We start from the raw sequence: 22,277 nt of genomic DNA, 5'->3' as shown, positions 1-22,277 counted from the left end.
TAAGAGTGAGAGGATGAGAGTACTCATCCTCTTCTTGTAAAGAAAGAGGGGAGAATATGTGCCTGATTTTTCTATATTAACGAATAACATTGATATGTATTTAGAAGGATTTAAATATACGGTTATGTCTAGTGTAATCGCATTAATAGGTAGTTTTATTTTAGGGGTAATTTTGGCGGTAATGCGTATTGCACCGATTCGTATTTTAAATTGGGTGGGGTCCGCTTTTGTAGAGTTTGTAAGAAATATTCCACTCGTATTAATTGCATTTATATTTTATTTCGCTTTACCTGTAATAGGAATTACTTTAAATGGTTTTGTAGCAGGAACACTTACGCTTACCGTATATACTGCAGCGTTTATTGCGGAAGTAATTCGCGCTGGCATTTTATCAGTGGCAAAAGGGCAAATGGAGGCTGCGCGTTCTTCAGGCTTAACGTATGTGCAAGGAATGTATTATATCGTCTTACCCCAAGCTATGAAAATTGTAATCCCCCCTTTAGGAAACCAATTTCTCAATTTAGTTAAAAACTCCTCAATACTTGGAATTATTGCTGGTGCTGATTTAATGTATCAAGGAGATTTAATTTCAACGAAGACATTTGTTACGTTCGATGTGTATATATTTGTCGGGATGTTTTATTTAATATTAACAATTCCGCTCAGTATGCTAGTGCGTTATTTAGAAAAACGCTTGGCAAAGGAGGCGGTATAAATGGATTTTAAAGGAGCAATAACAGGTGATCATATCCTTTTTTTGTTAAAAGGATTACTTATAACGTTAGAGGTAGCGCTCGTAGCAATTGTACTTAGCTTTATTATTGGTAGTGTAATAGGAATATTGCGCTATACGAAAATACCTGTCGTTTCACAAATATTAGGAGTTATCGTGGAAGTGATTCGAAATTTACCGCTACTTTTAATTATATTTTTTACGTATTTTGCACTTCCAGAAGCGGGATTGAAGTTAGAAATTATAACAGCTACAATTGTTGCTTTAACAATATTTGAAGCGGCAATGATATCTGAAATTGTTCGAAGCGGTCTATTATCTATCGAAAAAGGGCAGATTGAGGCTGCAAGGTCTTCAGGGTTAACGTATGTGCAAACGCTTTGGCATATTATTTTGCCGCAAGCATTAAGAAGAATGGTCCCCCCGCTTGTTAGTCAGTTTATTTCATTGCTAAAAGATACGTCGCTCGCAGTTGTTATATCATTGCCAGAGCTTATGCATAATGCTCAAATTATTAGCGGGCAAAATGTAAATTATATGATTCCGACTTTTATAGTAGTGGCTTGTATGTATTTTATAGTGAATTATAGTTTATCAATTTTATCGAGAAGATTAGAGCTTCGTTGACTCTTACAATATATGTAAGGGTTTTTTCCTTGTTTCTCCTTATTTTCCTCTAAATAGTATCTAAATCTTGCAATAATTCGATTTTTTATATTATTTTATCAGAAAAGTGTTAATTTTATATAGAAATTGTAATCGCTTTCGTGTATATTTTTATTATCAGAAAATTTTAAAAAGAGATAGGGGTACTTGTAGGGGGAGGATTAAGATGCAGCAACCAACAAATGAGAAATTACATCGTACGATGAAGAGTAGACATTTATTTATGATCGCACTTGGTGGTGTAATCGGAACTGGTTTTTTTCTAGGTTCAGGTTACACTATTAATCAGGCTGGACCAGGGGGGGCCATCCTTTCATATTTAGTGGGCGGATTTATTATGTATTTAACAATGCTTTGTCTTGGAGAACTAACGGTAGCAATGCCAGTTTCAGGGTCTTTCCAAAAGTATGCGACGAAGTTTATTGGACCAGGAACAGGCTTTATGATCGGCTGGCTATATTGGCTTGGCTGGGCAGTAACAGTAGGACTGGAATTAACATCGATCGGTTTAATGATGAAAAGATGGTTTCCAACTGTTGATGTTTGGGTATGGTGTCTCGTATTCGGAGTTATTTTATATGCTTCAAACGCTATCTCAGCGAAAAGTTACGCTGAATTAGAGTTTTGGTTCTCTAGTATTAAAGTAGTTACAATTATTGCATTCGTTCTACTTGGTGGTAGTGCATTACTAGGATTTTTACCATACGACGGAAAAGAAGCGGCACCTCTTTTCTCTAACTTCGTAAGCGATGGCGGGTTATTTCCGAATGGACTAGCTGCCGTATTACTTACAATGATTACGGTTAACTTCTCATTCCAAGGAACAGAGTTAATCGGGATTGCAGCAGGAGAAAGTAAAGATCCAGAAAAAACAATTCCACGCGCAATTCGTAATACAGTATGGCGCATTATGTTATTCTTCATTTTAACAATGACGATTTTAGTAGGATTAATTTCTTGGAAAGAAGCAGGCGTAATTGAAAGTCCATTCGTAGTTGTATTTGATAAAATCGGTATTCCGTATGCAGCTGATATTATGAACTTCGTTATTATTACTGCTTTATTATCTGTAGCGAATTCAGGATTATATGCAGCAACGCGTATATTATGGTCACTTGCAAATGAAGGAATGGCACCAACTTCTTTCAAGAAAGTAAATAAACGTGGTATTCCAATTACAGCGCTAGTCGTAACGATTGCGGTAGCTGGATTATCTCTATTCACAAGTTTCCTTGCAGAAGATACAGTGTACATGTACTTATTATCGATAGCTGGTTTATCGGCTGTTTCAAGTTGGATCATTATTGCGCTATCGCAACTTCGTTTTAGAAGTCAGTATATAAAAGGCGGAGGGAAATTAGAGGACTTAAAGTATAGAACACCACTATACCCGATTGTTCCAATTTTAGCTTTAATTACAAATAGCATCGTTGTTATTAGTTTAGCGTTTATTCCTGAACAAAGAATGGCGTTATATTGTGGTATTCCATTTATCATTTTCTGCTACATATATTATTATATGAGTAAGAAACGGAAGAAACCGATGAAAGCGGAGATGGAAAAAACAAATGAAACTAACAATCAAACACGATGATATAGAAGCAGATTTATCGTACGGTCAATTAGCGATTGGAAAAGAAAATGGGTATTCACCGTTACAATTACTCGTTTCTTCTATCGCAGGATGTAGTGCAATTGTCTTCCGAACAATTTTAGAAAAGAAACGTATTACATACGATACGTTTACAATTGAAACCGAAATTGGTAGAAGTGAAGCTTTATCAAAACCAGTTGAAAGTGTTCATTTGCACTATAAAATTAAAGCAGAAAACATTACAGAAGAGCAGTTGGACAAGGCGTTACAGCTTGCAGTGAAAAATTGTACGATTGTTCAATCTGTAAAAGATAGTATAAAAGTTACGGAAACAATTGAACTAATCAAGTGAAACATAAAAACGTGAGACTACGGCTCTCACGTTTTTATGTTTTAGAAAGAGGAGAAATTTAATGGAATGTTTAGGGTGTAAATTAGCAAACAAAGAGGAAAAAATATATAAAGTATATGAAAATGAATATGTAACATGTTTTTTAGATCATGCCCCTTTCTATCCAGGACATATTTTAATTGTGCCAAAGCATCATGTTGTAGAAGTGGACGAATTAGATGATGTTGTAGCAAAATCGATTATGGATGCTTCTAAGCTTATTGTAAAAGCGATTAAGTCATTATATAAACCAGATGGAGTTACAATTTGTCAAAATGGTGGAATCTTTAATGAGTTAACGCATTACCATATGCATGTCGTACCGAGATATAAAGAGCGCTCGTTTGCCGAGTTTTATACGGTACAACCTGGAGAAAAACAGAATCATAACTTTGAAGAAACAAAGACATTGTTAAAAGAAGCGATAGAGAACATACTGCATCCCGAAAAGGCGTAAGAGTGATATTCTTAAGGGGACAGTCAGGAAAATTCCAATAAACAAAAGCCCGATTTCTCAGTTAAAATAGAGAAATTGGGCTTTTGTTTATTCTATTATTAAATTTTATCTATTAAAGAATGCTGCAGTGTCACAAAGTATATCGCTCATTCGTTATATAGAATGAGAGGAGGAATTATATGAAAGTTACAAACAACGATTATGAAAAGATGGAAGAGCTATACGAGTTGTACGAACAAAAAGTTTATTATGTAGCGTATTCTATTTTAAATAATATTCAGCAGGCTGAAGATGCAGTTCAAGAGACGTTTATTACTCTTTATAAGAACTTGGAAAAGCTCCATAGCTTGAACACTCAAGAGCTTAAACGCTACACTTTGAGGGTCGCGAAAAATAAGGCGATTGATAGTTATCGGAAAAATAAACGACATGAAACGTTTTTAGAAGAATATGAAAGAGAATCAATAGAAGCAGTAGATGAAAATATTGAAGAGTGGGAAAAACGTCTAATGTCCGAGGTTCAAATTGATACATTGCTAAAAGAGTTAAATGAATCGAACAGACAGGTGTTTAAGTACAAAGTCTTCTATAACTTAACGTATCAAGAAATTTCAAGTGTCATGGGGATAACGGAGGCAAATGTCCGTAAGCAGTTTGAACGCGCTCGAAAACGAGTTCAAAATATGATAGGAGGTATACAACATGACGAATTCAAAGAACTCCAAAGAAATATATGAACTTGCTGAAAAGATTGCTTTAGATGATTTTGATAAACTCGAAGAACAGCATGAATTTTCACATACATATACGCGCAAAAAGAAATTGTTTATGGAGGAAATGAAGCTGAAAGATGGACAATCGCAGAAAAAGCGTAAAAGACACCGTATGTTAATCGCTGCTGCCTGCTTATTGATTGGTATGCCGACAACCGTTTTTGGTGCAGTGAAAGTTTATAATATGATTGTCCAAAAACAAAATTACGAGGTAAATGTTTCAGTAACAAATAAGGACTCGAAAAAGAGTGATAAGTGGTATAAGTTGAAGATTGGTAAATTGCCAGAAAATATGGAAGCAATTGATGACAGTGCTATGAAATATTCATTTAAAGATAACTACGCAATGGGGGGATTTTCATTCGCTCTTCGGAGGGTAGGGGAAAATACAGATTTTCAAACTCTGTATTCGAAAAGTTACGAAGAAAAAGAGATAAATGGTAGGAAAGCAGTAATTGTCCATAAAGAAACAGGAAACAACAATGTAATGTTTGACAGAAAGGTCTTTCTCTTTTTTGAGAAAGAAGGGATTATGTTAGAGAGTTATATTGGATCCGATATAAACGAAGAACAAATGATGGAAGTGTTAGGGAGCATTTCACTTGAGCCTACGTCAAAAGAAAAGGCATCACATATAGTAGAATATGATGAAAATCGTTTTAGCAAAGCAGATGAACCTAAAAAAACTAAGGTGATTCCTTTGAAAAAAGATAGCAAACGACTATTTCATATAGGGAAAAAAGTTCCAGTAACTATAATCATGGATAACAGCCAAATTGAATATGTGATAGAAAAAGTTGAAGTCTTCGATTCAATCAAAGATTTTAAACAAGAAAACTTTAATGAACTTGGCTTAGAAATACTAAGCAAGAATAAGGCTTTAAATCAGATAGGAGAATTGCTACCATACAGACGGGATGAATATAAACTCGGAAATGGTAAAGATTCAATTGATAAACTAGTAGAATCAAAATTAGTTAATCCTAAATTTGTTTACTTAACAACAAAAGTGAGAAATATTGGTAAAAAGTCGACGAAAGAAATTTATATGCACCCATCCATAAAGTTGCTTAAATCTGAAGGTAATGCATGGAACTACGCTGAAAGAGATGGAATTGCGGAAAAAAATATTATGACAGGCGAAGTTGATTATTTAGAACCTCACGGAGAAGGGAAAAGCTTTTACAATATTGGCAGTATCCGACCAGGACAAACGGTAAAAGTTAACTTAGGTTATTTTGTAGATGAGGATAAGCTAGATTCAATTTTCCTTGATGCTTTCCGTTACAGTGGGTTTAGTGGGACGGAGAATATGAATGCGAAAAATCGTTGGTGGTTCGATATTCGTCAATAATAAAACAATAGGAATAACTAGACTAAAAAGCTGCTTATATTTAGCAGCTTTTTAATTTTCATACATATTTAAAATTTCTTTCGCACGTATACGTAGACCATCTATTAATTCCTTTGGTTCTAAAACTCTTGCATCTTTTCCTAGTCTATAAAATAAAGGCGTAATAAAATGAATTTCACCTTTATCAATTGTTGAATGTATATACCCCGTCCCATCTTCGTTTACTTCAATGAACTCTTCAAGGTAAGGAACGCTTTTACATTGGCGTACGCCTTCGGTTGTGAGTAAAACATGTAACTGAGTAGGAATGTTTATTACGTTAGAGTTAGAGGCAAACCATTCTTCTAAATTCATAAAAGTATCTTCGTTTTCTTCCGTGAATAGTATAGAAAGAATACGATCAACACGATACAGTAATACTTTCTGCCTGCTAAAGTCATAGGATGGTAAATACCATAAACCATCGTGAGCATATACACCGATAGGGTGAACGTGTTTTGTTTTTATCCCTGATTTAGATTCGTATTGAAAGTGTAAATTTTTATTTTCAATAGCCGCTGTTAACACTTCTTTTAAAAGTGGTGTATCAATTGTTCTCTTAGGATTCCAAAAGGCGATATAAGAGCGGATTTTATCAACTTTCGCTTTCGCATCGTTTTGAAGAGAGCTATACAGTTTATGAGTAACAGAATTGATTTCTGTATCGAAAGGCAAATCTCGATAGTAGCTTAAAGATTGAAAAGCAAAAAAGATGGATACGGCTTCTTCTTCGGTAAATAAAATAGGCGGAATGACTCTATTCGTTAATACTTTATATCCTCCGTTACGACCTTGTTCAGCATAAATAGGTAACCCCATATCACTTAAATCTAAAATGTATCTATGAACAGTACGAACGGAAATATTAAATTCATCAGCTATTTCTTGCGCTGTAAATGTTTTTTTCGCAGAAGCAAATATAAGAATATCTAATAAGCGTTTAGCTTTTGACAAATATACCACCTGTTTCCTTTTAATATGACATTAATTGTCATGTTTTACTGTTAGTATATTGCTTACATCATAATTTTATCAAGATGAAACGTAAGGAGGAAAAAATATGTCACGTGAAATTGTTTTATTTATTGCGGCGAGCTTAGATGGATTTATTGCGAAAGAAGATGATGATTTACAGTGGTTAATGGAAACCGAAGGAGAGGGAGACAACGGTTATACAGAAATGTACGAAACGATTGATACAATAATTATGGGAAAAAGAACGTACGATTATGTAGTAGAGCATACGGAAACATTCCCGTATGTAGATAAAAAATGTTATGTTTTTTCTAACTCGGAAAAAGGTTCAAACGAACACGTGGAGTTTGTAAATGAAGATGTAGTGGAGTTTACGAAAAGGTTGAAAGAGCAGGAAGGATCTAAAATATGGATGGTTGGTGGAGGGAGTTTATTAAGAGAGTTCTTTAAGAACAATCTAATTGATGAATATGTTGTCACGATTACACCGCATATATTAGGTTCTGGAGTTCCGTTATTTCAAGACAAGAACCCGGAAATCAATTTAACTTTAACGGATACGAAACGTTTTGGACAGTTTGTAAATCTATATTATAAAGTGAAATCTTAAAGGATAAAGAAACACGACTACTCATGGTAGTCGTGTTTCTTTATAGATGGCAATGAAATTGTAAAACAAGATCCATGATCAACTTCACTTATGACTGTAATATTCCCGCCGTGTAGTTCTACGATTTCCTTCACGATAGAAAGCCCTAAACCGGTTCCACCTGTAGCTCGTGTTCTTGCTTTATCAACACGATAAAAGCGGTCGAAAATGTGAGGGAGGTCTTCAGGGGGAATACCTTCACCGTCGTCCTCAATGGTGATGGAAATATGCTTATATTCTTCTGTAACAGAAATGTTGATATGAGAATGCTCTTTTGAATGTCTATAAGCGTTATTTAAAATGTTCACTATCACTTGTTCGAATCGCTGTTCATCTAAGTTGACTAACAGTGTAGGAGGACAAGTGAAAGAAACTTTAATGTGTCTTTCTTTATACATGGCGTTTACTTTTTCGGCTATGCGAGTAAGGAAAGTGTGTAAATGTACTTCCTTTACTTGAATAGAAAAGTTATGTTGTTCCATTTGAGCGAGTGAAAATAAATCTTGAACTAAGTTCGTAATATAATCAGACTCATCTTTTATAATAGATAAATATCGTAAACGTTGTTCAGGAGGTGTGCTGTCTTTTAAGGCAATGTCAGCGTAACCTCTTACGTATGTTAAAGGTGTACGTAATTCGTGAGCAACACTTGCTAGAAATTCACTTCTTTCCGTTTTCATATAATGTAAATCATTTGCGAGCGTTTGAATAGATTGTGCGAGTTCACCAATTTCATCATTTCGAGTAGTCGTTAATGAAACGGATAAATCACCTTTACTCATTTTTTCAGTGGCATGTTTCATGTGTAACAATGGCTTTGTTAATAAACGGGATAATAGAAAAATGGTGATGACTGTTAGTAGAAATGTGATGATACCGGCAATAATGAATTGTTTTGTTAGCCTATTAACCATCTCTTCAATTGATTCAGTTCCAAGAAACATGTACACATAGCCCTCATGTTTTCCACCTACTACAATGGGGCTAACTGTACAAATATAATTAGATGTTTTCCAATGATTTTCTATAATAGCTCCGTTATGGTCGGTTCGAGTTTGCATTCCACTAATATGATTTTTTATAGTCGTGTTTATTTCGTTAGATTTAGCTAGTACTGCTTTATTTGCATTTGTAATAACAACAGTAGTTTCAGCTTCAGACTCCATTAATGCAACGTGAGAGATTGTTTGTTTATCATAATATTTTTCAAGTACATCTCGATGACTATTTCCTCGTTTTAATAGAGCGGTCATTTCTTCATTCACTCTATTGTTTACAAGACTATAATAGAGCAAAACAAAGAGGACGCTTTCGATTAAAAGTGTAACAATTAAAAAATAAAATCCGAATTGAATAGAAATTCGCTTCATCGTTTCGCTCCTAAATATTCGGTATCAACCCACCTGTAACCTACCCCGTACACAGTTTTTAAATGATGATCAATAGGGAAATTTGCTTTTCGCAATTTATCACGCAAATTACGAATATGTGAATCGACTGTGCGATCTTCGGTATTTGTGTTTAATCCCCAAATTCGTTCAATGAGCTGATCACGGCTTAATACATAATTTACATGGCGTAAAAATAATCCGAGTAAAGAGAATTCGATTGGTGTGAGAAGAAGTTCTTCATTATATACAGAAGCAAAGTGCTTCGCCTCATCCCATAGAATGCCGTGATATTGGATTTGTTTATGTTCATTTGTGCGCCTTAAAACAGCTCCAATTCTTGCGAAAAGTTCCTCTTCATGGAAAGGTTTCGTTACGTAATCATCCGCTCCGAGTTTTAATCCTTGGACGACATCTACTGTTTGATCACGAGCGGTAACCATAATAATAGGAACGTTACTAAATGAGCGGATTTTTTTGCACGTGTCCCATCCGTCCATCTTTGGCATCATAATATCGAGTAAAACAAATTTAAAGTTTCGGTTTTCTATATGTAAAATAGCTTCTTCTCCTGACGTCGCACATACGCAGTTATATCCGATTGGAGTAAGATAAAGCGTTAATAATTCAAGCATTCTCGGTTCATCGTCTACGAGTAGTATATCGACCATAGAGTACCTCCGCATTTTTAGTTATTACTTAAATTGTAAGTCAAAATCATGAAGAAATGGTGCAGATTATCATGCATCTGCATAATTTCTTCAGAATTGCTTGTTATTGTAAAGGTGAAATTCTAATTTAGGTAATGATATTGGCTCGAAAACGATTGATACGGAGGCGGTATAGTGAAAAAAGTGACCCGAGTTTTTGGGATAACAATAATTACAGCAGTTGGTCTTGCTGCATGCGGACAAACGAATACAGACCATAAAAACCATGAATCTACAAAAGAGAAGAAAACAGAGCAAAAGGAAATGAAAATGAATCAAGAGGTAACTGCGCCGAAAGAAATGAATAAAGGGGCATCGAATGATTTATTAACGACAAGTTTAAAAAACGTAACGAGATTAAATACAAATGATCCATTGCAAATGGCAGTACTAACTTCGCAAACGATATGGCCAGCAACGCATAAGGAGAATCAGCCAGGCGCTATTATTTTAGTACCAGTAAATGAGTGGCAATTAGGTATTGCGAGTGCGGATCTTATTCATCATCCGAATAATGGGCCGATTTTATTTATAGAAAAAGAAAAGGTACCTGAAATGACGTTAAAAGAAATAAAACGATTAAATCCGCTCGGAACGAAAGATGGAACACAAATTATGGTGATGGGGGATGTAGGTGCATCTATCCTTGAGCAATTAAAAGAATATAAAGTAAAGCAAATAAAAGAAACGGATCCAGCTATATTTGCTAAAGATGTTGATAAAGAATATGCCGATAGAACAGGAAGCTATCCAAATAGCGTTATTGTCGGTTCGTCTGAAGAAGAAGGACGTTTGTATACAACACCAGCTGTAAACTGGATTTCTCATATGCCAGAGCCACTACTCTATACAGAAAAGAATAAAGTGCCAGAAGCGACAATTGAGGCGTTAAAGATGAGAAAAGATAAAGCGAATATATATGTGTTAGGACCAGAGAAAATCGTTTCAAAAGAAGTAGAACGAGAGTTAAGTAAATATGGGAAAGTAACGCGTATTAGTGGAGAGACACCAGTAGAAAATTCTATCGCATTTGCGAAGTTTAAAGATGAAAAAACAAAATTCGGCTGGGGATTCACAAAATCAGGTCACGGTTTGTCATTTGTTTCAAGCGAAACACCAGACTTAGCAATTGCAGGAGCACCTTTTTCACATATGGGTAAACACGCACCTGTTGTCTTGCTGGGGGAAGGTAAAGCTTCACAACCAGTTTATGACTTCCTTGCTAGTATTCAACCGAAGTTTAAAGATGACCCAACACTGGGACCATATAACCATGGCTTCCTTTTAGGTAGTACGAGTAATATTTCATTTGAAACACAAGGAATATTAGATGAGAGATTAGAAATTGTTCAGGAAAGTGGTCAAGGTCACGGTGGACATTAATGAAACGAGAAAAGACGCTATGAAGATAGCGTCTTTTTTTAAGAAACTTTTACATAGCGCAATATCCTTTCTTCGTTATATAATAGCCTTCGTGCAGTCGGCTAGATTTTCTTATGGAGAAAATCAAATGATAAAGGAATAGAGGAGTGGTATTTTGTTTCAAACGATAAAAAATGACTGGTTTTCTAATGTGAGAGGGGACGTGTTATCAGGAATTGTCGTTGCTTTAGCATTAATCCCTGAAGCGATAGCCTTCTCTGTTATTGCAGGCGTGGATCCGACAGTTGGACTATACGCCGCCTTTTGTATTGCAGTTACCATTTCATTTGTTGGCGGAAGAACTGGAATGATTTCAGCTGCAACAGGTGCAATGGCATTATTAATGGTAACGCTCGTTAAAGATCATGGTTTGCAATATTTATTTGCTACAACAATATTAACAGGTATTGTCCAAATTATTTTTGGCGTGTTCAAACTGAGCTCATTTATGAAGTTTGTTCCGAAATCTGTTATGAGTGGTTTTTTAAATTCACTTGGAATTTTAGTTTTTACAGCGCAATTGCCACATTTTAAAAATGCAACTTGGCAAATGTATGCACTCGTTGTATTAGGACTTGCAATTATATATTTATTTCCACGTATTACAACGGCTGTGCCGTCTACGCTTTTTTCAATTATTATTGTGACGAGTATTGCACTTATAAGCGGATTACAGTTGAAAACAGTAGGAGATATGGGAAGCCTGCCGAAAGAATTACCGTTCTTTAGTATTCCTGACGTGCCTTTTACACTTGAGACATTAGGGATTATTTTACCTTATGCAGTTATGCTTGCAATTATCGGTTTATTAGAATCACTATTAACAGCTTCAGTTTTAGATGATATGACGCATACGGAAAGTAATAAACATAAAGAGGCACGTGGACAAGGGATTGCGAACATTGTTGCTGGATTTTTCGGAGGAATGGCAGGATGTGCAATGATTGGCCAATCTGTTATTAACATTAAGTCAGGTGGACGAGGGCGTTTATCAACATTTGTAGCGGGCGGATTTTTAATCGTATTACTATTTGTTTTAGGTGATTATGTTGTTCATATTCCGATGGCAGCTTTAGTTGCAGTTATGATTATGGTTTCAATTGGAACATTTGATTGGAACTCTGTAGCGACGATTCATAAAGTGCCAAAAGGAAATGCGTTCGTCATGATCGTAACGGTTGTCGTTGTTCTTATCACCCACAATCTAGGATTAGGCGTGATCATCGGGACAGTAATTAGTGCTGTTTTATTTGCATTCAACATGGCAAAGATTCACGTGAAACATTTATATATTGAAAATAAGAAAATATACGAAATTCATGGCCAACTATTCTTCGCATCTACGGCAGATTTTATAAATGCTTTTTCATTTAAGGAAGATGTAAAAGAAATTGAAATGAACTTTACTCATGCACACGTATGGGATGATTCAGCAGTGGCCGCAATTGATAAAGTTATCATGAAGTATGAACAGATCGGTGTAAAAGTAAGTATAACGGGATTAAATGAACGTAGTTCGAAGCTCGTTACAAATTTAGCGGCTTATAATAAAAGGATTGCTGGCTAAAGGACTATGATTTTTTAATCTTATACTATTTATTAGCTCCTTTTAAAAAAACAAAAAAAGGGGCTTTTGTATTATAATACGAGTAAGATAATGAAAAGGGGATTCAGCATATGTACAAACAAATCATATTAGCATGTGATGGTTCTGAACATGCACTTCGGGCAGCGGAGCATGCAATACATATTGCGAAATGTAGTGAAGAAGCAAATGTTGAAATTGTATATGTCGTAGATAATAGAACAGCAAAATCAGATATTATACACGGACAAACAGATTTTGAAACAATATCAGCTAGTCGGAAAGATAAATTAAAAGAGATTGAAGGATTATTAAAGGAAGAGAAGATTTCTTATAAATTTACGATTCTGCATGGTGATCCTGGTGATACGCTCGTTCAATATGTAAATACAGGGGATATAGATCTTGTTATTGCTGGGAGCAGAGGATTAAATACATTACAAGAAATGATGCTTGGTAGCGTAAGTCATAAAATAGCAAAACGAGTGAAATGTCCAGTAATGATTATAAAATAAAATGAAATAGCACGTAACTAAGACTTTGGGATACCCGAGGTCTTTTTTTATGTATAAATGACATCCTTTTGTGGAAATACTAGATATATAAGTTGAAAAGATGTTAACTTACAAATTTGTAAGTTTGTTGTTAGGAAAATCGATGTTATGAAAATTTTCCCATTGGTAAAATAAAAGTATCAAAGGGGAGATAGGGAGGATGGAAGGTATGAAATCATTTCAAAATTTATCATATAGTCAAGGGGTAAGCTTAATTTGTTTAGGGGGATTTGCTGCATCTGTTACGTTAGCTGTATTAATAAAGGTATTTCATCAAATTTTTTAATTTTATAGTAGGGAAGGAATTGATTGTTATAGCTAGTAAGAAAAGTGCTGTAAATAAAGAATAGCTCTTAGCGTATAGAATAAACGCTAAGAGCTATTTTTATGTTTGTTTACATATTTATATTTTGTTTAAGCTTGTTTTGACTTTGCAGATCCTGTATTTAAAGTAAGGGCAAGGAAGAACATTGCAAGTACGCAAGATACAAGTAATAAAATGAATCCGCCATCCCATCCGAATGCATCTACAATAAAGCCCATAGCTGCGCTAGCAAAAGTAGCTCCGCCTAGGTAACCAAAGAAACCAGTTAGGCCTGCTGCAGTTCCAGCAGCTTTCTTTGGTGCTAAGTCAAGTGCGTGAAGACCAATTAGCATAACAGGTCCGTAAATTAAAAATCCAATGGAAACAAGTGCGATACTATCAATGATTGGGTGACCAGCAGGATTTAGCCAGTAAACAAGAACGGCAATGAATACACCGACCATAAATAAAATACCAGCAGGTGCGCGGCGTCCTTTAAATAGTTTATCACTCATCCATCCGCAAAGAAGTGTACCTGGAATACCAGCCCATTCATATAGAGCGTAAGCTGTACGTGAGCTACTATGAGTAAAGCTTTTTTCCTCTACTAAATAAGTAGGAGCCCAGTCTACAACGCCGTAACGTACGAAATATACGAAAACGTTCGCGATAGCGATGTACCATAAAAATTTATTGTTTAGTACGTATTTAAATAAAATTTCTTTTACCGAAAGTTCGCGTTCGCGATCTTTCACTTTTTCACCTGATGGATATTCGCCAGTATGTTCCTCAATAGACGGTAATCCACAAGATTGGGGTGTATCTCTCATCGTAATTAATACATAAATACCAACTAAAATTGAAAGAATACCTGGGAAGTAAAATATACTTTTCCAGTCATTTGCAAAGAAGTATAAGCCTAATGTAACGAGAGAAGGCATAAGTGCGCCGCCGACGTTATGAGCGACGTTCCAAATAGACATTTTTGTACCACGTTCACTAATAGAGAACCAGTGAACCATCGTACGACCACAAGGAGGCCATCCCATCCCTTGTACCCATCCATTTAAAAACTGAAGTACAAACATAAGTATAATGCTCGTTGTAATGAAAGAAAATGAGCCGAAAATAATATTAATGATACCTGATAAAAATAGCCCAGCTGCTAAAAAGTAGCGAGGATTACAACGGTCGGATACGATACCCATAAGAAATTTACTTAATCCGTAAGCGATAGATACTGCTGAAAGGATAACCCCAAGTTCCCCTTTACTAAAGCCTTGTTCAATTAAGTATGGCATTGCTAGTGAAAAGTTTTTTCGAACAAAGTAGTAACCTGCATAACCGATGAAGATACCTAAAAATACTTGTAAACGTAATTTACGGTATTCGCTATCAATGCGATCAGCTGGTAAGCGTTCTGCATGGGGCGCAGGTTTAAATAATTGTGTGAAAAACATAAAATGAAAATCCTCTCCTAATTAATTGGAAGCGTTTAAGACAGAGAGAATATAAAAAGGCCATGAAATATAAAAAAGTTCCCTTTTTTATGATTCATAGCCGTATACTCCGATTCTCCGTGACTGTCAATATTAACTTCGACGAAAATTATACAACTTTGTGACAAAAATGTAAACGTTTTTATGAATAAAAGGTATTGACGGATTTTGTTCGTGGGATTAATATTTAAATACGTTAAATATTTTATTGTTTAAATAAGAGGTGGATAACATGCCAAATGATATGACTCATATTGATAAGATTCAAGCTCTTACATTCGCTATAGGAAAGAAAATGCAAACAGAGCTATTGGAACAAATGCAAGCATCAGGACTTACACCACCGCAATTTTATATTTTAAAGATTTTAGATCATTACGGAGCTTCAAGAGCGACACAATTGGCGGAGAAAATGTACGTAAAACCGAGCGCCATTACAGTAATGATCGACCGTTTAATTGATCATGAGTTAGTAGAGCGTTATCACGATGATAATGATCGCCGTGTTGTTGTCATTGAGCTAACGAAAAAGGGGAAAAATACAGTAAAAGAGGCGATGGCAGCTCGTAATGAGCATATCGCAAAATACTTTTCACAATTAGAATTACAAGAACGAGAAGATTTGTTGCGCCTCTTTGAAAAGTTAGAAACCATTATTTGCGGGACACAAGAGAAAAAAGAGAATAAATAAGAGGAATTGAGGAGATTACATGGAGCAACAAGGCAATACAAATAGAAAGTTGTTGTTAATTGGTTTAGTAATTGCGATGCTATTTGCTGCGTTAGACGGAACAATCGTTGGTACAGCGATGCCGCGTATCGTTGGTGAACTTGGCGGACTAAGCTTAATGACATGGTTAACAACAGCTTATATGTTAACATCAACGACAGTCGTACCAATTGCAGGTAAATTAGCGGATTTACTTGGGCGTCGTAACGTATATATAACAGGGCTAGTTATTTTTATGATTGGTTCAGCGTTATGTGGTATGGCAAATGGTATGACAGAATTAATTATTTTCCGTGGTATTCAAGGTCTTGGTGGCGGTATTATGATGCCGATGGCTATGATTATTATTGGAGACATGTTCACGGGAAAAGAACGTGCGAAATGGCAAGGTATTTTTGGTGCGTTATACGGTCTTGCTTCTGTAATTGGACCACAAGTTGGTGGTTGGATTGTAGACGCAGTGAACTGGAGATGGGTATTCTACATTAATTTACCAGTTGGTATTTTAGCAACAGTCTTTATCGCAATGGGATTAAAATCACATAAACAAACGGGACCAATTAAAATTGATATCGCTGGAATCTTTACGATGATTCTCGGTGTTGTAAGTTTATTACTTGCGTTAACGTTTGGCGGAAAAGATTACGCATGGGATTCTTGGCAAATTATCGGTTTATTTGCACTAGCTGTAATTGGTATCGTTAGTTTCGTTATCGTTGAAACGAAAGCTGAAGAACCAATTTTACCGATGCATTTCTTTAAAAACCGTACGTTTACAATACTTAATGCGATTGGATTCTTTATGAGTATCGGAATGTTCGGTGCGATTATGTTCGTACCATTCTTCATGCAAGGTATTGTAGGAGTAAGTGCTGCTGAATCGGGAACGATTATGACACCGATGATGATTACAATGATTGTTATGAGTATTATTGGTGGGCAACTTGTATTAAAAGTCGGTGTAAAACCACAAATTATCGCAGGTATGCTCATTATGGCTGGTGGTTTCTGGTTATTAACAACGATGGATATGCACACAACTAAACTGACTGCAACTTCTTATATGATGGTTATCGGTTTAGGCATGGGTCTTGTAATGCCGACTTTAACATTAGCGTTACAAGAAAGCTTCCCGAAAAAAGACCTTGGTGTCGTAACATCATCAAGTCAGTTTTTCCGTCAAATCGGTGGGACATTCGGTATTACAATTTTAGGATCAATTATGAATAACACGTCAGGTACAACATTAACAAATAAGTTAGTACCTGTATTAGATACATTCCCGAAAGAAGCGGGACAAATGGTAACAAAATTTAAAGATATGATTCATACAGACCCACAAGGTTTATATTCGATGCTATTTAGTCCAGAGGCATTAAAACAAATGCCAGAAGCATTTGCTAACAGTATCGTACCAATTTTGAAAAATTCTTTAGTAGACTCACTTCATACTGTATTCTTAACAGGATTAGTATTTATCATAGTAGGCGCTATCTTTACGATTTTCTTACAGAAAATTAAACTGTCGGATCGTAAAAAAGATGCTGAAGAGCCTGCTGTAGAAGAACAAGAAAAAACTGTATCATATTCGTAATGAAAAAGCATCGCCATTAGGCGATGCTTTTTTGAGTATAACCTTAAAAGCTTTTTTGTGAGAAATGATTGACGTATTTTTATAAATGCGTTATATTATTTTCTGTAAACGGTTACATGAAATGAGGAGAAAAGAGAATGAGTACGATTAAAGACGTTGCGAAATTAGCGGGAGTATCTGTTGCGACCGTTTCCAGAGTGTTAAATAAAAATGGATATGTTCATGAGGATACGTTAAAGAAAGTAGAACGAGCAATTGAAATGCTAGATTATAAACCTAGTACAGTAGCGCGTTCTTTATATAATAAAAAATCTCGTTTAATTGGGTTAGTAGTTCCAAATATCGTGAATCCATTCTTTCCAGAAGTTGCACGTGCCGTAGAAGATGTAGCACATAAACAAGGTTACACAGTTGTCCTTTGTAACTCTGATGAAAGTTTAGAAAAAGAGAAACAATACATTGATGTACTTAGACAAAATAATGTAGATGGATTTATTGTAGCAACGAATCCACAAAATAGTATAAATTACATGAATTTATCAGTTCCAGTCGTTGCGATTGACCGTATGTTTAATGAGCGTATTCCTACTGTATATGCTGATAACTATGCAGGAAGTCAGGATGCGACAAGCTTGTTAATAGATAAAGGATGCAAACATATTGCACATATTCGTGGACCACGTGATGTAAGTACAGCGAATGAGCGTTTTGAAGGTTTTGTAGATATCATTACGCAAAATAATCTTTCATATATGATTGCAGAGAGTACATTTGACCCAGCAAATAGTGAGCGTGTAGCAATGGAATTATTAGAAGAATACCCGCATATTGATGGAATTGTTGCTGGGAATGATTTAATTGCAATTGGTATTGTAAAGGCTGCACTTCAAAAAGGAATGGCTATTCCTGACGATTTACAAATTATCGGATTCGATGGAATTTCTTTAACAGAAATGATGTATCCATCTATTACAACTGTTGCACAGCCAATATATGAGATGGGGAAAATTGCAACAGAGTTGTTGTTAGAGCAAATGGAAGGAAATGCATTGGAAGAGAAACACTATCGTTTACCGATTAAAATTATAGAAAGAAATACAACGAAGTAAGGAGATGAAACAGATGCCAAATATTGCAGTAGTAGGTAGTATTTCAATGGACTTAGTGGCTGTTTCAAAGAAACGGCCGAAAGCAGGAGAAACAGTAATTGGTGAAGCATTTCATACGATCCCAGGAGGGAAAGGGGCGAACCAAGCAGTTGCTGCAGCTAGATTAGGTGCCAATGTAGCAATGGTTGGAGCAGTAGGAAATGATGATTACGGAACAGTAGTTAGAAAAAATTTAGAGAACGAACGTGTTTTTATCGACTATGTGGTACCGGTTACAGATAGAACGACAGGAATTGCTCATATCGTTTTAGCAGAAGAGGATAACAGTATTGTTGTCGTACAAGGAGCAAATGCTCTTGTGAATGAATCGGTTGTAGATCGTTCAAAAGATCTTCTCGTAAAAGCTGATATGGTTGTTCTACAATTAGAGATTCCGCTTGAAACAGTAAAGTATGTTCTATCTATTTGCGAAGAACATAAAATTCCAGTTATGTTGAATCCAGCGCCAGCACAAGTGTTATCAGAAGACATATTAGAAAAGGCAACGTATATTACGCCAAATGAACATGAGTGCCGCATTGTATTAGATGATTTTACATCACCAATTGAAGATTTACTGGCGAAATATCCAAATAAACTATTGATGACAGAAGGTTCTAACGGTGTTCGTTTCCATAATGGTACGGAGATTCTACATATTCCTAGCATTGCTGTTGATGTAGTGGATACGACTGGAGCTGGTGATACATTTAATGGTGCGTTAGCAGTTGCACTTTCTGAAGGAGAAACGCTTCAAAAAGCAATTCGTTTTGCGAATATTGCTGGAGGCCTTTCTGTAACAAAACTTGGGGCACAAGGCGGTATGCCAACGAGAGATAGAGTACGTGAAGTGCAGGTGATTGTCGGATGAAAAAGCACGGTGTATTAAACAGTGAGATTGCGGCAGTCCTGGCTTCACTCGGACATACAGATACGCTTGTAATTGCTGATTGCGGATTACCGATTCCTGATGGAGTAAAGCGAATTGATTTAGCTGTTGAACTTGGAAAGCCGAGTTTTTTAGATGTATTACAAGTTGTAGCTGATGATATGGCAATTGAAAAAGTGACGTTAGCAGAAGAAGTCATTATCAATAATGCGGAAGTAAATAAAGAGATTGAGCTGCAATTAAAAGAACCAGCATTTGAATATGTATCACATGAACAATTTAAAGAAAATACAAAAAAAGCGAAGGCAATTATCCGTACAGGAGAGGCTACGCCTTATGCCAATGTAATTTTACATGCAGGCGTGATTTTTTAATAAAGGGAAGTGATGAGAATGCGTATTGAAATGAAAAACATTTCAAAGGCGTTCAGTGGAAATCCTGTTTTGAAGAATGCACAGTTTATGATTGAAGCAGGAGAAGTCCATGCATTGATGGGGGAAAATGGAGCGGGTAAATCGACGCTCATGAAGATTTTAACAGGTGTATATACAAAAGATGGTGGAACAGTCACGATTGATGGGCAAGAACGCATTTTTAAAAATGCGAAAGAAGCGGAAGAGTACGGCATTGCATTTATACATCAAGAACTGAACATATTGCCAAATTTAACAGTAGCTGAAAATATGTTTCTCGGTAAAGAGTTAATGTATGGGAAAACAGGTATTTTACGTACTCGTCAAATGAACGCGATTGCGCAGCAGCAATTGGCGGAGCTAGGATTACATGTAAAAGGTGCTATGTTAGCAGGAGAACTATCAGTTGGACAACAGCAAATTATTGAAATTGCGAAAGCGTTGATGACAAGCGCAAGCGTTATTATTATGGATGAACCAACTGCGGCACTGACGGATCGTGAAATTGAAACGCTCTTTACAGTTATAAATAAGTTACGTAAAGAAGGGGTTTCATTCGTTTACATTTCACACCGCATGGAAGAAATATTCTCAATATGTGATGCTATTACAATTTTGCGTGATGGAGAATATGTAGGGAAAAGATTAATTCCGGAAACGTCATTTGATGAAGTAGTGAGTATGATGGTGGGGCGCAGCATTGGTGAACGTTACCCAGAGCGAAATAGTCAAATTGGTGAAGTAATTTTTGAAATGCGTAACGGAACGAAAAAGGGGGAATTTGAAAATGTTTCGTTTCAAGTTAGAAAAGGTGAAATTCTTGGTGTAGCTGGCTTGATGGGAGCTGGTCGCACAGATATTATGAAAGCGATATTTGGATATGAACCTTTAGACTCTGGACAAATTTTTATAAACGGACAAGAAGTAAAGATTGATAGTCCGATAGATGCAATTAGACAAAGAATTGCTTTCATTACAGAGGATAGAAAGTCTGAAGGATTAGTGTTAGATTTCTCAATTCGAGAAAATTTAGCGTTACCGAATTTAGAAAGTCTTTCAAAGGGAAGTGTCCTTAGTAACGAACTAGAACAACAGTTTACAGAGGACATGATGAAACTTCTTAATGTGAAAGCATCTAGTGGAGAGCAAGCGGTGAAATCTCTTTCTGGTGGAAATCAGCAAAAGATTGTAATTGCGAAATGGTTAGGTATTCATCCGCAGTTACTCATTTTAGATGAGCCAACAAGAGGTGTGGATGTTGGAGCGAAAAAAGAAATTTACTCTATTATGAATAAGCTTACTGAACAAGGAGATGCCGTTATTATGGTATCATCTGAGCTTCCCGAAGTTTTAGGGATGAGCGATCGAGTTCTTGTTATTCATGAAGGAAAAGTCGGCGGTATTTTAGGGAAAGATGAGGCATCACAAGAGTCTATAATGGCACTAGCTACAGGGGGAGAGTAAGGATGGCTAAGAAGGGGAATGTATTACAACAACTCGGTTCTTTAATCGGTTTAGTATTAATTATTGTCGTAATTACAGCTTTAAATCCAGCATTTATTGAAATTCCAAATTTATTTAATATACTGCGTCAAGTATCGATTAATGCGCTTATTGCATTCGGAATGACCTTTGTAATTTTAACAGGGGGTATTGACTTATCGGTAGGTTCTATTTTAGCATTATCAAGTGCACTTGTTGCTGGAATGATGGCAAGTGGCATGGACCCGTTCCTTGCAATGGCAGTTGGACTACTTGCTGGTCTTGTAATGGGAATTGTAAACGGTATCATCATTGCGAAAGGAAAAGTAGCTCCATTTATTGCGACTTTAGCAACAATGACTATTTTTCGTGGGTTGACGCTTGTTTATATGGACGGACGTCCGATCACTGGTCTTGGTGATCATTTAATGTTCCAAATGTTTGGCCGCGGTTATTTTCTTGGTATTCCGGTACCAGCTGTTACAATGATGATCGCTTTCGCAGTGCTGTACTTCATTTTGAAGAAAACGACATTTGGTCGCCGTACATTTGCAATTGGTGGAAATGAAGAAGCAGCAGCACTATCAGGTATTAATGTTACGAGAATTAAAGTAATGATTTACGGTCTTTCCGGAATCTTGGCAGCGCTTGCAGGTATTGTCTTAACATCACGATTAGATTCTGCACAGCCGACTGCGGGTACTTCTTACGAATTAGATGCAATTGCAGCAGTTGTATTAGGAGGGACAAGTCTTTCTGGAGGAAGAGGATGGATTGTTGGTACATTCATCGGTGTACTTATTATCGGTGTACTAAATAACGGTTTAAATTTATTAGGTGTATCTTCTTTCTTCCAACAAGTTGTAAAAGGACTTGTAATCTTACTAGCTGTATTAATTGATCGTCGAAAAGAAGCGTAATGGAGGGA

General features: G+C 36.1%; 23 protein-coding genes. 19 read left to right on the top strand and 4 right to left on the bottom strand.

What is annotated here, in order from left to right:
• Positions 1-58: 58 nt before the first annotated feature.
• The 7 genes from ACS2MN_RS24180 to ACS2MN_RS24150 all read left to right on the top strand — a co-directional run bounded on the left by ACS2MN_RS24180 (position 59) and on the right by ACS2MN_RS24150 (position 5,968).
• The gene (locus tag ACS2MN_RS24180; protein ID WP_016107533.1) at positions 59-715 is read left to right on the top strand and encodes an amino acid ABC transporter permease; all 657 of its coding nucleotides are present in this window, start codon (positions 59-61) and stop codon (positions 713-715) included.
• On the top strand, positions 716-1,360 hold the full coding sequence (locus tag ACS2MN_RS24175; RefSeq protein WP_000345980.1) for an amino acid ABC transporter permease: 645 nt from the start codon (positions 716-718) through the stop codon (positions 1,358-1,360).
• A 205-nt stretch (positions 1,361-1,565) separates the two neighbouring features.
• Positions 1,566-2,993 (top strand): amino acid permease, encoded by a 1,428-nt coding sequence (locus ACS2MN_RS24170; protein WP_001187118.1) that lies wholly within the window; start codon positions 1,566-1,568, stop codon positions 2,991-2,993.
• Positions 2,968-3,345: an OsmC family protein gene (locus ACS2MN_RS24165; protein WP_000778838.1), complete on the top strand. Its 378-nt coding sequence runs from the start codon at positions 2,968-2,970 to the stop codon at positions 3,343-3,345. Before ACS2MN_RS24170 ends, ACS2MN_RS24165 begins: the two co-directional genes overlap by 26 nt.
• A 61-nt stretch (positions 3,346-3,406) precedes the next feature.
• A complete protein-coding gene (locus ACS2MN_RS24160) occupies positions 3,407-3,841 on the top strand; it encodes an HIT family protein (protein ID WP_000388979.1) in 435 nt (144 codons plus the stop codon).
• A gap of 179 nt (positions 3,842-4,020) precedes the next feature.
• Positions 4,021-4,578 carry an RNA polymerase sigma factor gene (locus tag ACS2MN_RS24155; protein ID WP_000869288.1) on the top strand — a complete coding sequence of 186 codons (558 nt, stop codon included), beginning with the start codon at positions 4,021-4,023 and terminating at the stop codon, positions 4,576-4,578.
• Positions 4,544-5,968: a DUF4367 domain-containing protein gene (locus ACS2MN_RS24150; RefSeq protein WP_000185107.1), complete on the top strand. Its 1,425-nt coding sequence runs from the start codon at positions 4,544-4,546 to the stop codon at positions 5,966-5,968. Before ACS2MN_RS24155 ends, ACS2MN_RS24150 begins: the two co-directional genes overlap by 35 nt.
• 51 nt (positions 5,969-6,019) lie before the next feature.
• Here the strand turns inward: ACS2MN_RS24150 and ACS2MN_RS24145 are convergent, their stop codons facing one another.
• Positions 6,020-6,961, bottom strand: coding sequence for a helix-turn-helix transcriptional regulator (locus ACS2MN_RS24145; protein ID WP_088055945.1), 942 nt, complete (start codon positions 6,959-6,961; stop codon positions 6,020-6,022).
• 106 nt (positions 6,962-7,067) lie between these two features.
• On the opposite strand from ACS2MN_RS24145, the gene ACS2MN_RS24140 reads away from it, so the two are divergent.
• On the top strand, positions 7,068-7,592 hold the full coding sequence (locus ACS2MN_RS24140) for a dihydrofolate reductase family protein (protein ID WP_087969028.1): 525 nt from the start codon (positions 7,068-7,070) through the stop codon (positions 7,590-7,592).
• Positions 7,593-7,609: 17 nt separating this feature from the next.
• On the opposite strand, the gene ACS2MN_RS24135 is transcribed toward ACS2MN_RS24140, so the two are convergent.
• Both ACS2MN_RS24135 and ACS2MN_RS24130 read right to left on the bottom strand, forming a co-directional pair.
• Positions 7,610-9,001, bottom strand: a complete 1,392-nt coding sequence (locus ACS2MN_RS24135; protein ID WP_346994858.1) for a sensor histidine kinase — start codon at positions 8,999-9,001, stop codon at positions 7,610-7,612.
• Positions 8,998-9,690: a response regulator transcription factor gene (locus tag ACS2MN_RS24130; protein WP_346994857.1), complete on the bottom strand. Its 693-nt coding sequence runs from the start codon at positions 9,688-9,690 to the stop codon at positions 8,998-9,000. The genes ACS2MN_RS24135 and ACS2MN_RS24130 overlap by 4 nt, the downstream gene beginning before the upstream one ends.
• A 174-nt stretch (positions 9,691-9,864) precedes the next feature.
• Between ACS2MN_RS24130 and ACS2MN_RS24125 the strand changes: the two genes are divergently transcribed.
• From ACS2MN_RS24125 to ACS2MN_RS24110, 4 genes are all read left to right on the top strand, one after another.
• Positions 9,865-11,112: a cell wall-binding repeat-containing protein gene (locus ACS2MN_RS24125; protein ID WP_346994856.1), complete on the top strand. Its 1,248-nt coding sequence runs from the start codon at positions 9,865-9,867 to the stop codon at positions 11,110-11,112.
• Positions 11,113-11,266: 154 nt separating this feature from the next.
• Entirely contained in the window at positions 11,267-12,718 is a 1,452-nt protein-coding gene (locus ACS2MN_RS24120) for a SulP family inorganic anion transporter (protein ID WP_000487908.1), read from the top strand.
• 110 nt (positions 12,719-12,828) lie between these two features.
• Positions 12,829-13,251: a universal stress protein gene (locus tag ACS2MN_RS24115; protein WP_000277986.1), complete on the top strand. Its 423-nt coding sequence runs from the start codon at positions 12,829-12,831 to the stop codon at positions 13,249-13,251.
• 208 nt (positions 13,252-13,459) lie between these two features.
• Positions 13,460-13,576: a DUF4027 family protein gene (locus ACS2MN_RS24110; RefSeq protein ID WP_000834733.1), complete on the top strand. Its 117-nt coding sequence runs from the start codon at positions 13,460-13,462 to the stop codon at positions 13,574-13,576.
• Between the two features lie 128 nt (positions 13,577-13,704).
• Here ACS2MN_RS24110 and glpT read toward each other — a convergent pair whose 3' ends face one another.
• A complete protein-coding gene (gene glpT, locus ACS2MN_RS24105) occupies positions 13,705-15,054 on the bottom strand; it encodes a glycerol-3-phosphate transporter (protein WP_000466380.1) in 1,350 nt (449 codons plus the stop codon).
• Positions 15,055-15,325: 271 nt separating this feature from the next.
• Between glpT and ACS2MN_RS24100 the strand changes: the two genes are divergently transcribed.
• From ACS2MN_RS24100 to ACS2MN_RS24070, 7 genes are all read left to right on the top strand, one after another.
• Entirely contained in the window at positions 15,326-15,784 is a 459-nt protein-coding gene (locus ACS2MN_RS24100; protein ID WP_001132370.1) for a MarR family winged helix-turn-helix transcriptional regulator, read from the top strand.
• Between the two features lie 19 nt (positions 15,785-15,803).
• On the top strand, positions 15,804-17,417 hold the full coding sequence (locus ACS2MN_RS24095; protein WP_000437662.1) for an MDR family MFS transporter: 1,614 nt from the start codon (positions 15,804-15,806) through the stop codon (positions 17,415-17,417).
• A gap of 137 nt (positions 17,418-17,554) precedes the next feature.
• The gene (rbsR, locus tag ACS2MN_RS24090) at positions 17,555-18,526 is read left to right on the top strand and encodes a ribose operon transcriptional repressor RbsR (protein WP_000104026.1); all 972 of its coding nucleotides are present in this window, start codon (positions 17,555-17,557) and stop codon (positions 18,524-18,526) included.
• 13 nt (positions 18,527-18,539) lie between these two features.
• Complete coding sequence (rbsK, locus tag ACS2MN_RS24085; RefSeq protein ID WP_001132872.1) at positions 18,540-19,436, top strand: ribokinase; 897 nt, start codon at positions 18,540-18,542, stop codon at positions 19,434-19,436.
• On the top strand, positions 19,433-19,828 hold the full coding sequence (rbsD, locus tag ACS2MN_RS24080; protein WP_000716145.1) for a D-ribose pyranase: 396 nt from the start codon (positions 19,433-19,435) through the stop codon (positions 19,826-19,828). The genes rbsK and rbsD overlap by 4 nt, the downstream gene beginning before the upstream one ends.
• Before the next feature lie 18 nt (positions 19,829-19,846).
• The gene (gene rbsA / locus ACS2MN_RS24075) at positions 19,847-21,331 is read left to right on the top strand and encodes a ribose ABC transporter ATP-binding protein RbsA (protein ID WP_346994855.1); all 1,485 of its coding nucleotides are present in this window, start codon (positions 19,847-19,849) and stop codon (positions 21,329-21,331) included.
• Positions 21,332-21,333: 2 nt separating this feature from the next.
• Positions 21,334-22,269: an ABC transporter permease subunit gene (locus ACS2MN_RS24070; protein WP_001074641.1), complete on the top strand. Its 936-nt coding sequence runs from the start codon at positions 21,334-21,336 to the stop codon at positions 22,267-22,269.
• Positions 22,270-22,277: the final 8 nt, after the last annotated feature.

This window comes from Bacillus cereus group sp. BceL062 (assembly GCF_051780025.1).
Classification (GTDB): Bacteria; Bacillota; Bacilli; order Bacillales; family Bacillaceae_G; genus Bacillus_A; species Bacillus_A toyonensis.
This window is presented reverse-complemented; position numbering and strand designations above follow the sequence as displayed.